The organism is Massilia sp. LXY-6, assembly GCF_051233485.1.
In the GTDB taxonomy this organism is placed as follows: Bacteria; Pseudomonadota; Gammaproteobacteria; order Burkholderiales; family Burkholderiaceae_D; genus Telluria.
In genome coordinates this window covers 115431-135081 of sequence record NZ_JBKFGF010000029.1, presented here as the reverse complement: position 1 = coordinate 135081, position 19651 = coordinate 115431, and the positions used below count along the sequence as shown (strand labels likewise).

The following is a 19651-nucleotide window of genomic DNA, read 5'->3' as shown; positions in this document are numbered from 1 at the left end:
AAATAGTTGTAAAGGGACCTTGACATCGGAATATTGGCGGCCTAGGATGTCAAGCATGCTTTACATGTTAAGCACACTTTACATACTAGGAGGTGTCCAAATGCATGAGAAACGCGTCGCCCGCGCCTACTTCGTCGAACTGATGACGGCGCTCCTGGTCTATATCGTCTTGCTATTTGCCGCGATCCGCTATGGCCGCCCGATGCCGGAAGGCTGGCTGCGTACGCTGGTGCTGGCCACGCCAATGATCGGCTTCGGCCTGATGATCCGCACCTTCGTCCGCCACCTGGCGCGGATCGACGAATACCAGCGCATCCGCCTGCTCGAGAACATCGCGGTCGCCACCGCCATCACCCTGGCCGTCACCTTCACCTACGGCTTCATGGAAACCGCCGGCTTCGAGAAGCTGTCGATGTTCTCGGTGTGGATGATGATGGGCGCCAGCATGGCCGCCGTCAGCCTTTACCGCAAATGGGCGGACCGATGAAGAACCTGATCCGCGAGCTGCGCGGCGCGCGCGGCTGGAGCCAGGCCCACCTGGCCGACCTGCTGAGCGTCTCGCGCCAGACCGTGATCGCCATCGAGACCGGGCGCTACGATCCCAGCCTGCCCTTGGCGTTCACCATTTCGGCACTCTTCGAACAACCGATCGAAGCCATCTTCTTCCCAGACCAGGAGCCAGCATGAAACCTTTCGCTTGCACGAAACCCTTCGCTGTATACCCCATCGCCGTCGGCGTCCTCGTTGCGATTCTCTTTTCCGGTCACGGCCACGCAGCCGAGACCAGCGCGCCGCAGGCGAACCGCTTCGCCTCGACCATCGCTCCCGCCGAGCGCTTCGAGGTCGACGGCGTGCTGGTCGAGCAGTATGGAAAACCGGGCAGCCGCGGCCGCCCGCTGGTCCTGGTTCCGGGCCTGGCCAGCGGCGGCTGGGTGTGGCAGGAAGCGGTGCGCGCCTTCAGCCCGGACCACGTGGTCTACGTGCTGACCCTGCCGGGCTTCGACGGCCGCCCGCCGGCCCCCGCCAACGCCTTCGCCGCAAGCCGGGCCGCGGTCGAAAAACTGATCGAGCAGCGCCACCTGGACAAACCGGTGATCGTCGGCCACAGCCTAGGCGCGACCCTGGCGCTGGCGCTGGCCGAGAACCGGCCGGCCCGGGTCGGCGGCGTGGTCGCGATCGACGGCCTGCCCGTCATGCCCGGCACCGAAGCCCTGCCCCCGGCCGAGCGCGCCCGCTACGCCCAGGGCATGAAGGGCCGCATGGCCGGCCTGACCCCGGCGCTGTTCGCCAAACAGCAGCAGGCTTATATGCGCACCATCGGCGTGCTCGACATGGGCAAGGCCGACGACGTCGCCCTGCTGACCGGGCGCAGCGACCCGGCGTCCGTCGGGCAGTATGCGGCCGACGTGGTGGAGCTCGACCTGCGTCCGGGCCTGAAGAACATCCAGGCGCCGGTGCTCGTCATTTCGCCGTTCTTCGATGCCGACGGCGCCCAGCAGGGCCTCAGCGCCGAGGCCAAGGCGGACTATTACCGCGCGCTGATGCAGGGCGCGCCGAAGGTGGACGTCGTGACGGTGGCGCCGGCGCGCCACTTCGCGATGATCGACCAGCCGCAGCTGGTCAACGACGCCATCCGCAAGTACCTGGCGTCGCTGTAAGCCTGGGCGCCCAGCGGCTCAGTCGATCATCGGGATCGTGCCGGGCGCCTTCACCTCGCGCATCACGAACGAGGTGTACACCTCCTTCACGCTGGGCAGGCCGTTGATGCGGGTCTCGGCAAACACGCCGTAGGCCTGCAGGTCTTCCGCCACCGCCATCAGCTGGTAGTCGTAGCGCCCCGAGATCCGGTGGCAGGACAGCACCTGCGGAATCGCCTGGGCCGCGCGCTCGAAAGCCTGCAGGTGGCGGGTGTCCTTCTTGTCCAGCGAGATATGCACGAAGGCCGTGACCTGGTAACCCAGCTTGGCCGGATCCAGGCGCGCCTGGTAGGCCCGGATCACCCCTTCTTCCTCCAGGCGCTTGACGCGCCGCCAGCACGGCGAGGTCGACAGCGACACCCGCTCGGCCAGGTCGGCGCTCGACAGCCGCGCATTTCCCTGCAGCTCTTCCAGAATCCGGCGGTCCACGCGATCGAGTTGAGGCATGTTCATTGAGATGCACATCCTTTTGCGAAACGTTCATTGCGCCAACAGGCGACGCAGTGGGTCAACTATAGCAAATCTTGCCTATTTGTAACCTCTATAATTTTTATGTCGTTCACATAAATACAACAAGCAGCCCCCAAGAAAAGGAGCAGTTCCGCATGATCCGTTCCACCCTCCGTCTCAAACCCTCCGTCCTCCTCATCGGCGCCGCGCTGGCGCCCGCGTTCTGGATGCCCGCCCACGCCCAGGAGCAGGACGCCGGCACGGTCAAGAACCGCGTCGTCGTCACCGGCTCGTCGATCAAGCGCATCGAAGGCGAAACCGCGCTGCCGGTGCAGGTGCTCAAGCGCGCCGAGATCGAACGGATCGGCGCCTCCTCGACCGAGGAACTGGTCAAGCAGCTGAGCTCGCTGAGCAGCGCCGGCAGCTCGACCACGGTCGCGAACGCGTCGGGCTACGGCGGCGGCAATATCGCCACCGTGTCGCTGCGCGGCCTCGGCGGCGCGCGCACGCTGGTGCTGGTGAACGGCCGCCGCATGGCGGTGTACGGCGGCGGCTCGGCCGGTGCGGCCGGCTCCTCGGTGGACATCAACAGCATTCCGCTGGCAGCCATCGAGCGCGTCGAAGTGCTGAAGGACGGCGCCTCGGCGATCTACGGCAGCGATGCCATCGCCGGCGTGGTCAATTTCATCCTGCGCCGCGACTACAAGGGCGTCGAAATCTCCGGCACCTATGGCCAGCCGACGAAAGGGAGCTCGGGCAAGGACACCAAGGCCTCGCTGCTCGGCGGGATCGGCGACTTCGCCGCCGACGGCTACAACATTACCGCCGGCCTGAGCCTGCAAACGACCGACGCCATCTACGGTTACGAGCGCGCCTTCGCGCGCCGCCTGGACGTGGCGCACTACAACGACTACCTGTCCTCGATCGCCTTCCCGGCCAACGTCTCGATGTACGGCACCGGCGTGCTGAAGAACCCGATGCTGCCGAACTGCGGCCCGGTGTCCGTGGTGTCGCCGTACGCGCCGACCCGCTGCAGCTTCGACAACAGCCCTTCGGTCTCGCTGCAGCCGGACGCGCGCCGCGCTAGCCTGATGCTGAACGGCCGCAAGCGGCTGGCCGACGATGCCGAGGCCTACTTCGAGGGCAGCCTGACGCACAACGAGTTCGTGTCGCAGACCCAGGCAGTGCCGATGGCCTGGAACGCCATCACCACCGCCACCAACCCCTACGTCCCGCAATACAAGGCGCTGATGGAGCAGTATCCGGGCACGGCCAAGTACAACGTCGGCATCGGCGGTTTCGTGCTGGTCCCGTCCAGCCCCTACTACCCGAAAGACTTCGCGGCCGCCAACGGCCTCACCGGCCTGCCGCTGCTGCTGAACTACCGCGACGTCGCCAATGGCGTGCGCAACACCGAGGACATCGCCGAGAATGCGCGCTTCCTGGTGGGCGCGCGCGGCACCGTGGGCGGCTGGGACCTCGATTCGGCCTTGCTGTTCAGCCAGAGCAAGGTCAAGGAAAACCTGCTGAGCGGCTATGCGCAGTACTCGAAGGTGCTGCCGATCCTGAACAGCGGCGTGATCAACCCCTTCGGCGACACCACCGACAAGGCGGCGCTGGATGCGGTGCGCGGCGCCGAGTTCCGGGGCACCAGCTACACCACCAAGACCTCGGCCACCTCGATCGACGCCAAGGCCTCGCGCGAACTGCTGCAGCTGCCGGCCGGCATGCTGGCGGTGGCCTTCGGCGCCGAGCTGCGCCGCGAGAAATTCGAGTACAACCCTTCGGTGGCGATCCAGACCGGCGACATCGCGGGCCTGGGCGGCAACGCCTTCCCGGTGGTCGGCGCGCGCAACGTCGGCTCGGCCTATGCGGAAGCCAGCATCCCGATCGTCAAGACGCTGGATGGCGACGTTGCCGTGCGCTACGACCATTACCAGGGCGTCGGCTCCACGGTCAACCCGAAAGCCTCGATCCGCTGGCAGCCGAGCAGCACCTGGCTGGTGCGCGCCGCGGTGGGCACCGGCTTCCGGGCCCCCTCGCTGACCGACCTGTACACCCCGCAGGCCACCAGCGTCACCGCCAACGGCACGCGCGACCCGATCCGCTGCCCGGACATCAAGACCGGCGCACCGAACGACTGCAACTTCCAGTTCACCACGATCACCGGCGGCAACCCGAACCTGAAGCCCGAGAAATCGGTGTCCTACACCGCCGGCATCATGTTCGAGCCGACCCGCGACCTGTCGCTGAGCCTGGACGCCTTCAGCCTGCAGCTCAAGGATGCGATCGTGCCCGGCGGCCTCTCGTCGGTGTATTTCCTGGCGAATGCCGACCGCGCGAAGCAGTATTCCCAGTACATCCTGCGCGGCGCGCCGGACGGCAATGCCAGCGGTGTCGGCCCGATCACCGGCATCCTGCAGACCAACGCCAACCTGTTCCGCACCAAGGTGGCCGGTGTCGACCTCGACGGCCGCTACACGCTGCGCCTGAACGCCGCCAACCGCGTCAACTTCCGCATCTCGGGCACCTACCTCGGCAAGTACGACAACCAGCAGCCGGACGGCAGCTACACCAGCTCGCTGGACCAGGCCCTGAACGCGTCCGGCGGCGTGGTGCTGCGCTGGAAGCACAATGCCAGCGCCACATGGCTGACCGGCGCCTTCGAGACCACGTTGTCGCAGAACTACCAGAAGGGCTACACCGACGCCGCCGCCAACCGCGCCCCGGCCGGCACCCCGGTGCGCAAGGTGGTCCCCTACCAGACCTACGACCTGCAGCTGGCCTACACCGGCATCAGGTCGACCCGCCTGGCAATCGGCATCAAGAACCTGTTCGACCGCGACCCGCCCTACACCAACCTGACCTCGAACTTCCTGGGTGGCTATGATGTGAGCTACGGCGACCCGCGCGGCCGCTACGCCTACGCCAGCGCGACATACAGCTGGAAGTAATATATCCTCACCGGCGCGGGGCTGCGGCTGCCGCGCCGTTTCCGTTTTGATCAAGGAGTGTTATGCCTCGTCTCACCAAGCTTTCCCTGGCCCTGCTGCTCGCGGGCGCCGCGTCCGTCAACGCCGCCGAAGCGCCCGCCGACCGTCCCCTGCCGGCCCGCCAGGCCGAGATCGACGCCATCGTCAAGGAGATCTCGCCGCAGCGGATCCAGGCCTACGTCAACAAACTGGTGAGCTTCGGCACCCGCCACACGATGTCTGACACCACCTCCGACACGCGCGGCATCGGCGCCGCGCGGCGCTGGATCAAGTCGGAGATGGAACGCTGCGGCGCCGGCCGCCTGGAGGTGCGCTTCGACGGCCACCTGCACCCGGTCGACAACCGCATCGACCGCCCGACCGAGATCGTCAACGTGGTCGCCACCCTGCCGGGCTCGCAGGCGGCCTCGAAGGACCGCCTGTACGTGGTCAGCGGCCACTACGATTCGCGCGTGACCGACGTGATGAACGCCACGGCCGACGCGCCGGGCGCCAACGACGACGCCTCCGGCACCGCGGCCGTCATCGAGATGGCCTGCGTGATGGCGCGCCACAAGTTCGACGCGACCCTGGTCTTCATGACCGTGGCGGCCGAGGAACAGGGCCTGTACGGCTCCGGCGACTTCGCGAAGAAAGCCAAGGCCAACAAGCTGAACATCGCCGGCATGCTGAACAACGACATCATCGGCAGCTCGCACGACGAACACGGCAAATTGGACAACGCCCACGTGCGCCTGTTCGCCGAAGGCGTGCCGCCGCTGAAGGAAGCGCCGTCGCCCGAGCTGCGCACCCTGCTGGTGACCGGCGGCGAGAACGATTCGATCACGCGCCAGCTGGCCCGCCACGTCAAGGAAACCGGCGAGCGCTACGTCCCGAACTTCAAGGTCGACATCATCTACCGGCGCGACCGCTACCTGCGCGGCGGCGACCACAGCCCCTTCCTGGACGCCGGCTACGCGGCGGTGCGCTTCACCGAGCCGAACGAGGACTTCAAGCACCAGCACCAGGACCTGCGCACCGAGCATGGCGTCAAGATCGGCGACCTGCCGGAATTCGTCGACCCGGAATACGTGGCCCAGGTGGCGCGCGTGAACGCCGCCTCGCTGGCCTCGCTGGCGCTGGCCCCGGCCGCGCCGCAGGAAGTCAAGGTGAAGACCGAGGCGCTGGACAACGGCACCGACCTGGTGTGGAAGGCCAACGCCGAACCCGACCTGGCCGGCTACCGCGTCGTCTGGCGCGAAACGACCGCGCCGCTGTGGCAAGGTTCGCGCTTCGTCGGCAACGTCACCACCGCGCGCATCGACATGTCGAAGGACAACGTGCTGTACGGCGTACAGGCCGTGGACAAGGACGGCAACGTCAGCCCGGCGACCTATCCGCTGCCGGCCCGCTGACCCTTCCTCGACGGCCGGATCCGCCACATGGCGCTCCGGCCGTCCGCAAGGCTTACGCCGCGGCGCAACATGCCGCGGCGTTTTCTTTTCCATCGCGCGCTTTCCAGCGCCAGCTCAACAAATCAGCCTTACGCCTGCGGGATACTCGTGCCGCAAGCGTTCTTCCGCTATGCGCTGCAGCATTTTTTGTTTAGCAGACGCACAACAAATTTCTTGACTTGTATGCTGCTGAGCATATTCTTACACGCACAACAATACGAACGATGCGCGCCTCAGCGGCAGTCGGAGGGGTCCACGATTCGTCTGGTAGTCCGTATCACATTCTTGGAGGATGTAAATGTCGGCAATGACTCGTAGGACATTGCTGGGCGCGATCGCGACCAGCCCGCTCTGGCTTCAAACTGCATGGGCCCAGCCCACGAATCTCAAGATTTCCCATCAATTCCCCGGCGGCAGCGTCGCCGAGGGCGATTTTCGCGACCGCCTGTGCCGCATGTTCGCCACCGAGGTGGAACGCCGCACCAGGGGCAAGCTCAAGTTCTCGATCTACCCGCGCAACACGCTCATGAAGAGCGAAGCGCAGATCCCGGCCCTGGCCAAGGGGCAGCTCGACATGTCGCTGGTGCCGCTGACGTATGCCGGTGCCGAGCTGCCGGAAGTGAACATCGGCCTGCTGCCGGGCCTGGTGACTTCCTACGAACAGGGTTACGCCTGGAAGAACGCCGAGATCGGCCAGGAATTCCAGCGCCTGCTGGCCGACAAGGGCATCGTGATCCTGAGCTGGATCTGGCAGGCCGGCGGCGTCGCCTCGCGCGGCAAGCCGATCATCAACCCCGAGGACGCGGCCGGCATGAAGGTGCGCGGCGGCTCGCACGAGATGGACATGCTCCTCAAGGAAGCCGGCGCCAGCGTGGTGGACATGCCGTCGAACGAGATCCGCGGCGCCATGGAAAAAGGCAGGCTGGATGCGGCCATGACCTCCTCGTCTTCGCTGATCTCGTTCCGTTTGGACCAAGTGTCGAAGTATGTGACGACCGCGCGCGGCGGCGCCTACTGGTTCATGCTGGAGCCGCTGCTGATCTCCAGGGCCGTCTTCGAGCGCCTGCCGCGCGAGCAGCAGGCCGTCCTGATGGCGGTGGGCACCGAACTCGAAGCCTTTGCCCGCCGCTCGGCCCAGCAGGACGACGCCGCCGTGGTGGCCTTGTTCCAGGGCAAGGGTGGCCACTCGATCGACCTCACCAGCGATTCGCTGCACAAGTGGCAGGAAATCGCGCGCAATACGGCCTGGAAGGATTACGGGTCGCGTAACGAACAATGCGCGAAGCTGCTGGCGCTGGCGGAGAAGACCGTCGCGTAGCCGTCGTTCCCGCGAAGGCGGGAAGCCAAGTCCGTCGAGTAGTCACCAGCATCAAGCGCAACTGGCTTCACATATGAACCTGGGGCCCCGCCTGCGCGGGGACGACGTTTATACGCTACAAACCGTTTCAGCCCCCCGTCACCGGCGGAAAGAACGCCACCTCGCCACCCTCGCGGACCGGGGTCTCCGGTTCGCACATCACGTGGTTGAAGGCCATACGCAGCGCGCGTTCGTGGGCCAGGGCCTCGGCCCAGGCGCCGCCGCGGGCGATCAGGAAATCGCGCACCGCGCCAACCGTCGCCACGCCCTCGGGCAGCGCGACCGCTTCGCCGGCAGTGCCGACGGCTTCGCGTACGCTCGCAAAAAATCGAAGATTGATATGCATGTGAACCTGTAAACTCAGTGCTGCAGGAAGGCGAACGGGATGAAGCGCACCATGTCGCCGCGCGCGATCGCCTGGCCCGGCGGGCAGTCGATCAGGCCGTCGGCCCACACGGTCGAGGTCAGCACGCCCGAACCCTGGTTCGGGAACAGTTCCAGCCCACCCTGCCCGTTGACGCGGGCGCGCAGGAATTCGTTGCGGCGGTCCGCTATCGGCCAATCGAAGTCGGCGCGCATGGGAAGCGTCCGCGGGCCCACGTCGCCGCTCACGCCCTGCAAGCGCAGCAGGAACGACCGCACGAACAGCAGGAAGGTGACGAAGCTCGACACCGGATTGCCCGGCAGGCCCAGGAAGTAAGCAACGCCAGTGGCGCTGCTTACGCAAGGCCCTCCGTCAGCGTCGTTTTCCCCACGGCGCACTTCGCCGAACGCCAGCGGCTTGCCAGGCTTGACCGCGATCTGCCACATGTTCAGCCGTCCCTCCGCTTCCACGGCCGGCTTGATGTGGTCTTCCTCGCCGACCGAGACGCCGCCCGAGGTGATGATCAGGTCGTGCTGCTGTGCGGCCGCGCGCAGGGTGTCGCGGGTCGCCTGCAGCGAGTCCGGCACGATGCCGTAGTCGGTGAACTCGCAGCCGAAGTTCTCGAGCAGGCCGCGCAGCGTGAAGCGGTTCGAGTTGTAGATCGCCCCCGGTTTCAATGGCTCGCCGGGCATGGCCAGTTCGTCGCCGGTGAAGAACACCGCCACGCGCACGCGCCGGCGCACCGGCAGCCGGGCCAGGCCGACCGATGCCGCCAGCCCCAGTTCCTGGCTGCGCAGGCGGGTGCCTGCCGGCAGGATGACGGAGCCGGCGCGCACGTCCTCGCCGGCGCGGCGGATCCATTCGCCCGATTGCGGCGCGTGCTTCACGGTGACCACGTCGCCGTCCAGCTCGCACTGTTCCTGCATCACCACCGCGTCCGCGCCCTCCGGGATCAGCGCGCCCGTGAAGATGCGCGCCGCGGTGCCGGGTGCGAGGAAGCTGCCGACATGGCCGGCCGGGATGCGTTGGGCCACCTTCAGGCTGGCCGCACCGCCGGCACAGTCGGCCGCGCGCACGGCATAGCCGTCCATCTGGGTGTTGTCGGCGCTCGGCACGTCCAGTGTCGAAGCCTGGTCCTCGGCCAGCACGCGGCCGTTGGCTTCCAGGGTATCCACCAGCTCGACCTCGCCGACCGGGCGGGCCGCCGCCAGCAGCAGGTCGAGGGCTTCGCGCACCGCCAGCATCGGCTGGCGCGCCGGTGCCGCGGGGCCGCTCATCGCTCCAGCCCCGTGTGCTGCGCGATGTACGCCTTCACCTGCGCGACGTCGGTCGTCATGACGACGAAGCGCTGCGGCAGGGCCTCGATGTTCTCGAAGCCGGCCGGACGCTCGGCATCGGTACCGAGCGCTTCCAGGATGGTCTCGTTGAACTTGGCGGCCAGGGCGGTCTCCAGCACGATCATCGGGACGCCCGGCTCGATGTGTTCGCGCGCGACCTTGATGCCGTCGGCGGTGTGGGTGTCGATCGTGATGCCGTAGTCGTCGAACACTTCGCGAATGGTCGCCAGGCGGTCTTCGTGGTTCGAGCTGCCGGACTGGAAGCCGTAGTCGGCTACGCGCTTGAACTCGTCGCCGTCGCTGCCCGGCGCGCCCGACAGGTCGAAGCCGCCGTGGGTCTCGACCTTGCGGAACAGCGCGTGCGTGCGCTCGGCGTCGCGGCCCACCAGTTCGTAGACGAAGCGTTCGAAGTTCGAGGCCTTCGAGATGTCCATCGACGGGCTGCTGGTGTGGAAGGTTTCGGACGATTTGCGGACGCGGTAGACGCCGGTGCGGAAGAACTCGTCCAGCACGTTGTTCTCGTTGGTGGCGACGACGAGTTTCGCGATCGGCAGGCCCATCATGCGGGCGATGTGGCCGGCGCAGATGTTGCCGAAGTTCCCCGACGGGACCGTGAACGAGACCTTCTGCTGGTTCGAGGTGGTCGCCTTCAGGTAGCCGCGGAAGTAATAGACCACCTGGGCCACCACGCGCGCCCAGTTGATCGAGTTGACGGTGCCGATCTTGTGGCGGGCCTTGAATTCGAGGTCGTTCGACACCGCCTTGACCATGTCCTGGCAATCGTCGAACACGCCCTCGACCGCGATGTTGAAGATGTTCGGGTCCTGCAGGCTGAACATCTGCGCGGTCTGGAAGGCGCTCATCTTCTTGTGCGGCGACAGCATGAAGACGCGGATCCCGCGCTTGCCGCGCATCGCGTACTCGGCCGCGCTGCCGGTATCGCCCGAGGTGGCGCCGAAGATGTTCAGCTCATCGCCGTTCTTCGCCAGCGCGTACTCGAACAGATTGCCCAGCAGTTGCATGGCCATGTCCTTGAAGGCCAGGGTCGGGCCGTTCGACAGCCCCTGCAGGATCAGCGTGCGGTCCGCGCCCTGCTCCAGCACGCGCAGCGGCGTGATCTCGGCGGCGGCTTCGTCGGCGCGCGCATTGCGGTACACCTCGGCGGTGTAGGTCTTGCTGGTGAGCGCCTTCAGGTCCGCTTCGGGGATATCGGTCGCGAACTTGCGCAGGATTTCGAACGCCAGGTCGGCGTAGGCGAGCTGCCGCCAGGCGTCGAGCTCGGCGCCCGTCACCTGCGGGTAGTGTTCGGGCAGGTACAGGCCGCCGTCCGGCGCGAGGCCGCCCAGCAGGATGTCGGAAAAACCTTGGGGATTGCGTGCTGCGGACGCGCTCGTCGCGCGGGTGGACACATAGTGCATACGGTAGGCAGAGTCGAAAGTTGGCGGGCGTTGACCTTTTATTATAGTGCGCCTGCAGCAAACTTGTCTTCTTACCGAATATTGTTCAGCCTGGATGGTGGGCACCCCGAGCCCACCCGCATCTTTAGCAGGCCGCGTGGTTCACGGTCACCACATGGATCGCCAGGCCGCCCAGCGAGGTTTCCTTGTACTTGGCCTGCATGTCGTAGCCGGTCTGGCGCATCGTCTCGATCACGTCGTCCAGGCTGACGAAGTGGCTGCCGTCACCCTTCAGCGACAGCGAGGCCGCGGTGATGGCCTTGATCGCGCCCATGCCGTTGCGCTCGATGCAGGGAATCTGCACCAGGCCGCCGATCGGGTCGCAGGTCATGCCCAGGTGATGCTCGATGCCGACCTCGGCCGCGTTCTCGATCTGCTCGTTGCTGCCGCCCAGCGCCGCGACCAGGCCCGCCGCCGCCATCGCGCAGGCCACGCCGACCTCGCCCTGGCAGCCGATCTCGGCGCCCGAGATCGAGGCGTTCTTCTTGCACAGCATGCCGATCGCGCTCGAGCTCAGCAGGAACTCGCGGATGCCGCGCTGCGGGTCGGTCGGGCGGCAGTCCTCGGCGTAGTAGCGCAACACCGCCGGAATGATACCGGCCGCGCCGTTCGTCGGCGCGGTGACGACCCGGCCGCCGGCCGCGTTCTCTTCGTTGACCGCCATCGCGTACAGGCTGACTTCGTTGAGGGCGTCGTGCGGCAGCTGGTTGGCGCTGCCGCGCGCTTCCTGTTCACGCTCCAGACGCCACAGCTTGGCCGCGCGCCGCTTGACGTTCAAGCCACCCGGCAGCTGGCCCTCGGTCACCAGGCCGTGGGCGATACAGTCGCGCATCACCTGCCAGATGCGGTCCAGGCCCGCGTCCAGCTCGGCCTCGCTCATGCGCGCCAGCTCGTTCGCGCGCAGCATGGCGGGAATGCTGAGGCCGTCACGCTTGCCGTGGTCGAGCAGCTCGCGCATCGTATCGAAGGGGTACGGAATCGGCGCTTGCGCGGTTTCCCTGGGCGGCGCCTGGTTCGCCTGCAGGTTCGCCTGTGACTCGCCGGCCGCGGTGATGAAGCCGCCGCCGATCGAGTAATAGACACGCTCGATCACGCTGCCGTCAAGCAGCTTGAGCACGAAGCGCATCCCGTTCGGGTGTTCCGGCAGGGTCGACTGCTTGTGCCAGACCAGGCTGGTCTTGCTCGAGAACGGCACTTCTTTCGTGCCGAGCAGCTTCAGCACGCCGTCCAGTTCGGCCTCGGCCAGCTTGTCCTCGACGCTGTCCGGATCGACGTCCCGCGGGGTCTCGCCCATCAGGCCGAGGATCACGGCCTTGTCGGTGGCGTGGCCGACGCCGGTCAGGGCCAGCGAGCCGTAAAGGTGGGCTTCGACGCCCACGGCCTGTTCGAGGTCGCCCGACTCCAGCAGACAATCCTGTAAAAAGCGGCGCGCGGCGACCATCGGGCCCACCGTATGCGAGCTGGAAGGGCCGATGCCGATCTTGAATAAGTCAAATACGCTCATGTCCACGAGCTGTCTCCTGAAAATCTTCGTTTTTATTGTAAACGTCGTTCCCGCGGAGGCGGGAAGCCAAGTCCGGCGCCCCGCCGCGAACACTTGGATTCCCGCCTGCGCGGGAATGACGGTGGTAATTCAGGCGGTCTGCCCGACGTCCACATTCGCCAGCATGTCGGCCACCATCTCATCGACGCCGATGCGCGCCTTCCAGCCCCAGTCGGCCGTCGCGCGGGCGTCGTCCAGGCTCTTCGGCCAGGAATCGGCGATCTGCTGGCGGGAATCCGGCTTGTAGGCGATCCGGAATTCCGGCAGCTTCGATTGAATCGCGGCGGCCAGTTCGCGCGGGTTGAAGGACACGCCGGCCACGTTGTACGACGAGCGGATCGCGACCTTCCCGGCCGGGGCGTCCATCAGCTCGGTGGTGGCACGGATCGCGTCCGGCATGTAGATCATCGGCAGCGTGGTCTCCGGGCCCAGGAAGCATTCGTAGGTCTCGCCCTTGAGCGCTGCGTGGAAGATCGCGATCGCGTAGTCGGTGGTGCCGCCGCCAGGAGGCGACTTGAAGCTGATGATGCCAGGGTAGCGGATGCTGCGCACGTCGACGCCATACTTCGCGTGATAGTACTCGCACAGGCGCTCGCCGGCCAGCTTGCTGATGCCGTAGATCGAGGTCGGGTCCATCACCGTGTACTGCGGCGTGTTCTCGGCCGGGGTGTTCGGGCCGAAGGCGGCGATCGACGAGGGCCAGAACACCTTCAGCGGCTTGCCGGCTTCGACGCGTTCGCGTGCGATTTCGAGGATGTTCAGCAGGCCGTCCATGTTCAGGGTCCAGGCCTTCAGCGGCGCCTTCTCGCCGGTGGCCGACAGCAGCGCGGCCAGCTGGTAGACCTGGGTCACGCCTTCGTCGGCGATCAGGCGCGCGACTGCATCGCGGTCGAGCACGTCCAGGCGGGTGTAGCGCGCGGCGCCGTAGACATTCTCGGTGCCGATGTCGGAGGCGATGACCTTGTCCGCGCCGTGCTGCTGCGCGAGCGCGCCCACGAGTTCACTGCCGATCTGGCCGTTGGCGCCGATGATGAGGATGCGTTCCATTCTTTGAGACCCGGTTTAATTATTATTGAGGATGCCCAGCTCGCGGCCGGCTTGTTCGAAGGCTTTCAGCACCGTGTCGAGCTGCTCGCGGGTGTGCGCCGCCGACAACTGGACGCGCACGCGCGCCTGGCCCATCGGCACCACCGGGTAGAAGAAGCCCGACAGCAGCACGCCCAGTTCGAACATGCGGGCCGCGAATTTCTGCGCCACCGGCGCGTCGAACAGCATCACCGGCACCACCGGGTGGGTGCCCGGCTTGATGGTGAAGCCGATGCGCTCGATCTCGCGGCGGAAATACGCCGTGTTCTCGTGCAGGCGGTCGCGCAGCTCGGTACTTTTGCTGATGCGGTCCAGCACGGCCAGCGAAGCGCCGGCGATCATCGGCGCCAGGCTGTTCGAGAACAGGTAGGGGCGCGATTTCTGGCGCAGGGTCTCGATCACTTCCTTGCGGCCCGACGTAAAGCCGCCCATCGCGCCGCCCAGGGCCTTGCCGAGGGTACCGGTGATGATGTCGATCTTGCCCATCACATTGAAGTGCTCGTGGGTGCCGCGCCCTCGCTTGCCCATGAAGCCGGTCGCATGCGACTCATCGATCATGGTCAACGCGCCGTATTTCTCGGCCAGCGCGACGATCTCGTCCAGCTTGGCGATGGTGCCGTCCATCGAGAACGCGCCGTCGGTGACGATGATCTTGTGGCGCTTTCCCGCTTCGGTCGCGGCGATCAGCTGCTTTTCCAGGTCGGCCATGTCGTTGTTGGCGTAGCGGTAGCGCGCGGCCTTGCACAAGCGAATGCCGTCGATGATCGAGGCGTGGTTCAGGGCGTCCGAGATGATCGCGTCGTTCTCGTCGAACAGCGGCTCGAACACGCCGCCGTTGGCATCGAAAGCCGCCGCGTACAGGATGGTGTCTTCGGTACCGAGGAATTCGGACAGCTTGCGCTCCAGTTCCTTGTGCACGGTCTGGGTGCCGCAGATGAAGCGTACCGACGACAGTCCGTAGCCGTACTTCTGCAGCGCCGCTTCGGCCGCCTTCTGGGTTTCCGGATCGCCGGACAGGCCGAGGTAGTTGTTGGCGCACATATTGATCAGCGTGCGGCCGTCTTCGGCAACGACCTCGGCCCCCTGGCGCGACGCGATCACGCGTTCGGGCTTGAACAGGCCCTCCGTCCGGAGCGTGTCGAGTTTGGTCTGGAGGGCGCTATAGAATGCCTGGTCGCTCATTGTCTTCCTCGTCCTTGTCATTTGTTGGCGGATGTTGTACCGTTGGTCCCGTTCGTTCGATGTATTGCACCGAGTTCTTTATCTCGAACAGAATTCCAATATATTGAATATTACCCCCGACCATTGAACTTGGCAAGCAATTGTCAAATTAGCTTAGATGAATAAAGTGGTAACAGCACTCGCCCCCGCCGGCGCCCCGCCCGAAGTCGGCGCCACCCTGCAGCGCCTGCGCCTGGCGCGCGGCCTGACGCTCGAGGATTTGTCGCGCATCGCCGGGGTCTCCAAGTCGATGCTCTCGCAGATCGAGCGCGAGAAGGCGAATCCGACCATCGCCATCACCTGGCGCCTGGCCAACGCGCTGGGCGTGCAGATCGGCGAACTGCTGTCCTCGGAAGTGCGCAGCAGCGACACGATCCGCGTGGTCGACGCCCACGAGATTCCTACCCTGCCCGGCGCCCATGCCGGCTATGCCTTGCGCATCCTCGGCCCGATGGAATTGGCCGGCAAGTACGAATGGTATGAGCTGACCCTGGCGCCCGGCGGCGAACTGGCTTCGCAAGCGCACGACCCCGGCACCAGCGAACACCTGACGGTGCTGACCGGCGCGGTGGAACTGGAAGTGGGCGCGGAAAAGAAGCGCGTCAAGCATGGCGCGACGGCGCGCTACCCGGCGGACGTGGCGCACACGATCCGCAATACGGGCAAGACCGAGGCGAAGGCCTTGATGGTGGTGGTGCACCGCTGAGGCGCCGGCGCCGGGCCGGCGCCCGTGCTTCAGTCTTCGTGCACTATGGTTTCCGTCCCGGCGCAGGCAGCCGGTCCAAGCACGGAAACGATGGCGAACAGGCTTATCATCTGCCGCCCTGCCCCGCTCATTTTTACTCCGAACCGCCCGCCACCGCCGGCGCCGTGTCCATCTTCAGCACCTTGCTGAGGAAGCCCCAACGATCCGCCACCTCCTCGATCTGCTTGCTGGTCGGCTTGCCCGCACCGTGGCCGGCCTTAGTATCGATGCGGATGATGATCGGATTGCCGCCGGCCTGGTCCGCCTGGGCGGTGGCGGCGAACTTGAAGCTGTGCGCCGGCACCACACGGTCGTCATGGTCGGCCGTGGTGATCATGGTGGCCGGATAGCAGGTGTCCGGCTTCAGCTTGTGCAGCGGCGAATACTTCACCAGCGCCTTGAATTCGTCCGGATTTTCCGACGAGCCGTAATCCGAGGTCCAGGCCCAGCCGATCGTGAACTTGTGGAAGCGCAGCATGTCCATCACGCCCACCATCGGGATCGCCGCGCCGAACAGGTCCGGACGCTGGGTCATCGCCGCGCCCACCAGCAGGCCGCCGTTGCTGCCGCCGCCGATCGCCAGCTTCGATGGCGAGGTCACCTTGTTGTTGACCAGCCACTCGGCCGCCCCGATGAAGTCGTCAAACACGTTCTGCTTGTTCAACTTGGTGCCGGCCTCGTGCCAGGCTTCGCCGTATTCGCCGCCACCGCGCAGGTTGGCGACCACATAGACGCCACCCATTTCCATCCAGGCCAGGTTGGCCGGCGAGAAGCCAGGGGTCATCGAGATGTTGAAGCCGCCGTAGCCGTACAGGTAGGTCGGATTGCTGCCGTCCAGCTTCAGGCCCTTCTTCGAGACGATGAACATCGGCACCTTTGTGCCGTCGCGGCTGGTGTAGAACTGCTGGCGGGTCTCGTAGCCGGCCGGATCGAAGGCGACCTTCGGCTGGCGGAATACCGTCGACGCGCCGCTCTTCATGTCGACGCGGTAGATCGTGGTCGGGGTCGTGAAGCCGGTGAACGAGAAGAAGGTCTCGGTATCGCCCTGCTTGCCGCCGAAGCCGGAGACGGAACCGATGCCCGGCAGGGCCACCTCGCGCACCTGTCTGCCTTGGAGGTCGGTGATCTTGACCACGCTGCGCGCATCGGCCAGGTATTCGTTGATCAGCTGCTGGTTGACCATGTGGCTGGAAACCAGGGTCTGCCGGCTTTCCGGCAGCACCGTCTTCCAGTTCGCTTCCTGGGGCTTGTTCACGTCGATCGCAACGATCCGTTTGCGCGGCGCCTTGCGGTCGGTGGCGAAGTAGAACACGCTGCCGACATTGTCGATGAAGTCGTAGCCGGCCTCGAAGTTGTCGATCAGCGGCGTCACCTTGCTGTCAGGCTTGGCCAGATCCTTGTAGAAGATCCGGTATCTCGGGGCGGTGCCCTTGGTGGCCGTGATCAGCAGGTAGCGGCCGTCGTCGGTGGTGGTGGCGCCGAAGCCCCATTCCTTCTCGTCCGGACGGTCGTAGACCAGCACGTCTGCTGCTTGCGGCGTGCCCAGCTTGTAGTAATAGAGCTTCTGGAAGTAGTTGACGTCGGCGAGCTTGGTCGCTTCCTTCGGTTCGTCGTAGCGGCTGTAGAAGAAGCCCTTGCCGTCGCGGGTCCAGGCGGTGCTGGAGAACTTCACCCACTGGATGTGGTCGTCGAGGTCCTTGCCGGTATCGACGTCGCGCACCCGGATCTCGTTCCAGTCCGAGCCCGAGGCCGCGGTCGAGTAGGCCAGCAGCTTGCCGTCCGGGCTCACCGCCATGCCGGCCAGCGCCACCGTGCCGTCGGCCGCCAGGCGGTTCGGATCGAGCAGCAGGCGCGGCGTATCCGACAGCGATTTCATGGTGTACAGCACGGACTGGTTCTGCAGGCCGTCGTTGCGGCTGAAGAAGTAGCGGCCGCCTTCCTTGAACGGCACGCTGTAGCGCTCGTAGTTCCAGAGCTGGGTCAGGCGTTGGCGGATCGCTTCGCGCTGCGGGATCTGCGCCAGGTAAGACTGGGTCAGCTTGTTCTCGGCGTCGACCCAGGCCTTGGTCTCCGCGCTGTTCGCGTCTTCCAGCCAGCGGTAGGGGTCGGCGACCTTGGTGCCGTGGTAATCGTCGGTCTGGTCGACCTTCTTCGCGACCGGGTAGCTCAGCGGGATGGCGCCGGCGGCGCAGTTCGCGGCGGCCGGCGCAGCGACGACCGTGGAGGCGCCGAACGAGAGGAAGGCGGCCGCGAGGGCGGCAGCGAGGGTGGCTTGTCTCATGTGCATGCTTGTTATCGTTGACGGTGGAAGAAGTGGCCCATACCGTTGGGCATGATAGCGCGAATTATCCAACCGACAAATATTCTTGCAGGCTCAGGCGGTGCGCCGCTCGTCGCGCACCTGGGCGCGGGCGCGCCACTGGCGGCTGAGGTCTTCGGCGTCCTCGATCTCGCGGGCCGACAGGCGGCGCGCGACGATGGACTTGTTGGCGCTGGCCGCCGGGTCGCCGGCATCCGCCGCCAGCAGCATCCACATATAGGAGCGCACGCTGTCGCGCGCCACGCCGCGGCCGCTGTTGTACATGCCGCCCAGGTTGTACTGGGCAAGGGCATGCCCCTGTTCGGCGGCCAGACCGTACCAGCGCACCGCTTCCGCGTCGTCCTGCTCGACGCCCTGCCCGGTCGCGTACATCACCCCGAGGTTGTTCTGGGCGCTGGCGTCACCCTGCTCGGCGGCGCGCCGGTACCATTCGACGGCGGTGGCCTCGTCGCGGTGCACGTCCTGGCCGGTCGCGTACATCACGCCCAGCGTGAACTGGGCATTCGCGGCCCCCTTGTCGGCGGCCTGGCGGTACCAGTAGACGGCCTGGCGCACGTCGGCCGGCACCCCGCGCCCGTGCGCGTACATGTTGCCGAGCTTGTATTGGGCCAGCACGTGGCCGCGCTTGGCGGCGCGGGTGGTCCAGGCAAGCGCCGCAGCCTCGTCGCACCGGCCGCCCCGGCCGCTGGCCAGCAGCAGGGACAGGCTGAACTGGGCTTCGGCGTCGCCCTGGCCGGCGGCGCAGTGCAGCCACGGCAGGGCCGCCTTGGCGTCGCGCGGCACGCCCACGCCTTCGAGATAGCACAGCCCCAGCAGGCGTTGCGCGGCCGGGTCGCCGCGCCCGGCCGCGCGCCGGAACCAGTACGCGGCTTCGAGCTCGTTCGCGCACATGCCCTGGCCGCGCCGCAGCATCAGCCCCAGCGCGACCTCGGCCGGCGCGTACTTGCCCAGCGCCGCCTTGCGCAGCCAGGCCGCGGCCAGCGGATAGTTGACCGGCGCGCCGTCGCCGCGCAGGTAGCATTCGCCCAGCAGGTGCTGGGCACTGGGCAGGTCCTGGGCCGCCGCCCGCTGGTACCACACCAGCGCCAGCTCGGGCCTGCGCGCCACCCCGCGTCCGCCGCGCAGCATGTCGCCCAGGTTCTGCTGGGCCGACGGATCGCCCTGCTCGGCCGCCAGCGCGAACCAGCCCACCGCCTGGGCATCGGACTGCGGCACGCCGCGCCCCTGGTAGTACATCGAACCCAGGTGGTTCTGGGCGAAGGCCAGGCGCTGCTCGGCCGCCCGGCGCAGCCATTCGGCGGCCCGGACGTCGTCGCGCGCCACCCCTTTGCCGTCCTTGTACAGCAGCCCGAGGTTGAACTGCGCATAGGGGTCGCCGCGCTCGGCCGCGCGGGCGAACCAGGCCGGCACGGAATTCTCCGGTGAGAGGTCAGAGTGCTGCATAGTCGCTCCAGGAACAATCGGACAGGGAAACGGCGGTACTGCCTCATGGCGGCGCCGTAAGAATTGCCAAAAGTTTAACTAGGAGGAATCTGACGGGCTTGATCTGCCACAGATGGGCGACCGTTCGACGCAGAAAAAAAACCGCGCGAAACCCGCGGCGATGCAGAGCAAGCGCAATTGTCGCGGAAATCACGCCGAGCGGCCG

At 66.4% G+C, this 19651-nt stretch carries 16 protein-coding genes; 7 read left to right on the top strand and 9 right to left on the bottom strand.

The features are described 5' to 3' along the window. The first annotated feature begins 100 nt into the window (after window positions 1–100). The 3 genes from ACI48D_RS14845 to ACI48D_RS14835 are packed head-to-tail and all read left to right on the top strand — an operon-like array spanning window position 101 to window position 1658. The gene (locus ACI48D_RS14845; protein WP_435572006.1) at window positions 101–487 is read left to right on the top strand and encodes a hypothetical protein; all 387 of its coding nucleotides are present in this window, start codon (window positions 101–103) and stop codon (window positions 485–487) included. After that, on the top strand, window positions 484–687 hold the full coding sequence (locus ACI48D_RS14840) for a helix-turn-helix transcriptional regulator (RefSeq protein WP_435572005.1): 204 nt from the start codon (window positions 484–486) through the stop codon (window positions 685–687). Before ACI48D_RS14845 ends, ACI48D_RS14840 begins: the two co-directional genes overlap by 4 nt. Beyond that, window positions 684–1658 carry an alpha/beta fold hydrolase gene (locus ACI48D_RS14835; protein WP_435572004.1) on the top strand — a complete coding sequence of 325 codons (975 nt, stop codon included), beginning with the start codon at window positions 684–686 and terminating at the stop codon, window positions 1656–1658. Before ACI48D_RS14840 ends, ACI48D_RS14835 begins: the two co-directional genes overlap by 4 nt. Before the next feature lie 18 nt (window positions 1659–1676). On the opposite strand, the gene ACI48D_RS14830 is transcribed toward ACI48D_RS14835, so the two are convergent. Next, a complete protein-coding gene (locus tag ACI48D_RS14830) occupies window positions 1677–2150 on the bottom strand; it encodes an Lrp/AsnC family transcriptional regulator (protein ID WP_435572003.1) in 474 nt (157 codons plus the stop codon). Between the two features lie 152 nt (window positions 2151–2302). Here ACI48D_RS14830 and ACI48D_RS14825 point away from each other — a divergent pair, with 152 nt between their 5' ends. From ACI48D_RS14825 to dctP, 3 genes are all read left to right on the top strand, one after another. Beyond that, entirely contained in the window at window positions 2303–5101 is a 2799-nt protein-coding gene (locus tag ACI48D_RS14825) for a TonB-dependent receptor (RefSeq protein ID WP_435572002.1), read from the top strand. Window positions 5102–5163: 62 nt separating this feature from the next. Next, window positions 5164–6534, top strand: coding sequence for a M28 family peptidase (locus tag ACI48D_RS14820; protein ID WP_435572001.1), 1371 nt, complete (start codon window positions 5164–5166; stop codon window positions 6532–6534). A 337-nt stretch (window positions 6535–6871) separates the two neighbouring features. Beyond that, on the top strand, window positions 6872–7891 hold the full coding sequence (dctP, locus tag ACI48D_RS14815; protein ID WP_435572000.1) for a TRAP transporter substrate-binding protein DctP: 1020 nt from the start codon (window positions 6872–6874) through the stop codon (window positions 7889–7891). 127 nt (window positions 7892–8018) lie between these two features. On the opposite strand, the gene moaD is transcribed toward dctP, so the two are convergent. The 6 genes from moaD to kbl all read right to left on the bottom strand — a co-directional run bounded on the left by moaD (window position 8019) and on the right by kbl (window position 14899). Then, entirely contained in the window at window positions 8019–8276 is a 258-nt protein-coding gene (gene moaD, locus ACI48D_RS14810) for a molybdopterin converting factor subunit 1 (protein ID WP_435571999.1), read from the bottom strand. A gap of 14 nt (window positions 8277–8290) precedes the next feature. Further along, window positions 8291–9571 (bottom strand): molybdopterin molybdotransferase MoeA, encoded by a 1281-nt coding sequence (locus ACI48D_RS14805; protein WP_435571998.1) that lies wholly within the window; start codon window positions 9569–9571, stop codon window positions 8291–8293. Next, the gene (gene thrC, locus ACI48D_RS14800) at window positions 9568–11049 is read right to left on the bottom strand and encodes a threonine synthase (protein ID WP_435571997.1); all 1482 of its coding nucleotides are present in this window, start codon (window positions 11047–11049) and stop codon (window positions 9568–9570) included. Before thrC ends, ACI48D_RS14805 begins: the two co-directional genes overlap by 4 nt. 124 nt (window positions 11050–11173) lie before the next feature. Continuing rightward, window positions 11174–12598 (bottom strand): L-serine ammonia-lyase, encoded by a 1425-nt coding sequence (locus ACI48D_RS14795; protein WP_435571996.1) that lies wholly within the window; start codon window positions 12596–12598, stop codon window positions 11174–11176. Between the two features lie 123 nt (window positions 12599–12721). Then, a complete protein-coding gene (locus tag ACI48D_RS14790; protein WP_435571995.1) occupies window positions 12722–13678 on the bottom strand; it encodes an NAD-dependent epimerase/dehydratase family protein in 957 nt (318 codons plus the stop codon). A gap of 15 nt (window positions 13679–13693) precedes the next feature. Further along, window positions 13694–14899, bottom strand: coding sequence for a glycine C-acetyltransferase (gene kbl, locus ACI48D_RS14785; RefSeq protein WP_435571994.1), 1206 nt, complete (start codon window positions 14897–14899; stop codon window positions 13694–13696). Window positions 14900–15065: 166 nt separating this feature from the next. Between kbl and ACI48D_RS14780 the strand changes: the two genes are divergently transcribed. Beyond that, the gene (locus ACI48D_RS14780; protein WP_435571993.1) at window positions 15066–15644 is read left to right on the top strand and encodes a helix-turn-helix domain-containing protein; all 579 of its coding nucleotides are present in this window, start codon (window positions 15066–15068) and stop codon (window positions 15642–15644) included. Between the two features lie 133 nt (window positions 15645–15777). Here the strand turns inward: ACI48D_RS14780 and ACI48D_RS14775 are convergent, their stop codons facing one another. Further along, window positions 15778–17970, bottom strand: a complete 2193-nt coding sequence (locus ACI48D_RS14775; RefSeq protein ID WP_435571992.1) for a prolyl oligopeptidase family serine peptidase — start codon at window positions 17968–17970, stop codon at window positions 15778–15780. 87 nt (window positions 17971–18057) lie between these two features. Then, entirely contained in the window at window positions 18058–19446 is a 1389-nt protein-coding gene (locus ACI48D_RS14770; protein ID WP_435571991.1) for a tetratricopeptide repeat protein, read from the bottom strand. Between the last annotated feature and the right edge of the window lie 205 nt (window positions 19447–19651).

What these genes read in the sequence shown, in the direction of transcription:
- kbl (WP_435571994.1), bottom strand. Translation starts at nt 14,899, where the DNA reads ATGAGCGACCAGGCATTCTATAGCGCCCTCCAGACCAAACTCGACACG.
- moaD (WP_435571999.1), bottom strand. Translation starts at nt 8,276, where the DNA reads ATGCATATCAATCTTCGATTTTTTGCGAGCGTACGCGAAGCCGTCGGC.
- ACI48D_RS14835 (WP_435572004.1), top strand. Translation starts at nt 684, where the DNA reads ATGAAACCTTTCGCTTGCACGAAACCCTTCGCTGTATACCCCATCGCC.
- ACI48D_RS14805 (WP_435571998.1), bottom strand. Translation starts at nt 9,571, where the DNA reads ATGAGCGGCCCCGCGGCACCGGCGCGCCAGCCGATGCTGGCGGTGCGC.
- ACI48D_RS14830 (WP_435572003.1), bottom strand. Translation starts at nt 2,150, where the DNA reads ATGAACATGCCTCAACTCGATCGCGTGGACCGCCGGATTCTGGAAGAG.
- ACI48D_RS14770 (WP_435571991.1), bottom strand. Translation starts at nt 19,446, where the DNA reads ATGCAGCACTCTGACCTCTCACCGGAGAATTCCGTGCCGGCCTGGTTC.
- ACI48D_RS14775 (WP_435571992.1), bottom strand. Translation starts at nt 17,970, where the DNA reads ATGCACATGAGACAAGCCACCCTCGCTGCCGCCCTCGCGGCCGCCTTC.
- ACI48D_RS14820 (WP_435572001.1), top strand. Translation starts at nt 5,164, where the DNA reads ATGCCTCGTCTCACCAAGCTTTCCCTGGCCCTGCTGCTCGCGGGCGCC.
- ACI48D_RS14825 (WP_435572002.1), top strand. Translation starts at nt 2,303, where the DNA reads ATGATCCGTTCCACCCTCCGTCTCAAACCCTCCGTCCTCCTCATCGGC.
- ACI48D_RS14790 (WP_435571995.1), bottom strand. Translation starts at nt 13,678, where the DNA reads ATGGAACGCATCCTCATCATCGGCGCCAACGGCCAGATCGGCAGTGAA.
- dctP (WP_435572000.1), top strand. Translation starts at nt 6,872, where the DNA reads ATGTCGGCAATGACTCGTAGGACATTGCTGGGCGCGATCGCGACCAGC.
- ACI48D_RS14845 (WP_435572006.1), top strand. Translation starts at nt 101, where the DNA reads ATGCATGAGAAACGCGTCGCCCGCGCCTACTTCGTCGAACTGATGACG.
- thrC (WP_435571997.1), bottom strand. Translation starts at nt 11,049, where the DNA reads ATGCACTATGTGTCCACCCGCGCGACGAGCGCGTCCGCAGCACGCAAT.
- ACI48D_RS14840 (WP_435572005.1), top strand. Translation starts at nt 484, where the DNA reads ATGAAGAACCTGATCCGCGAGCTGCGCGGCGCGCGCGGCTGGAGCCAG.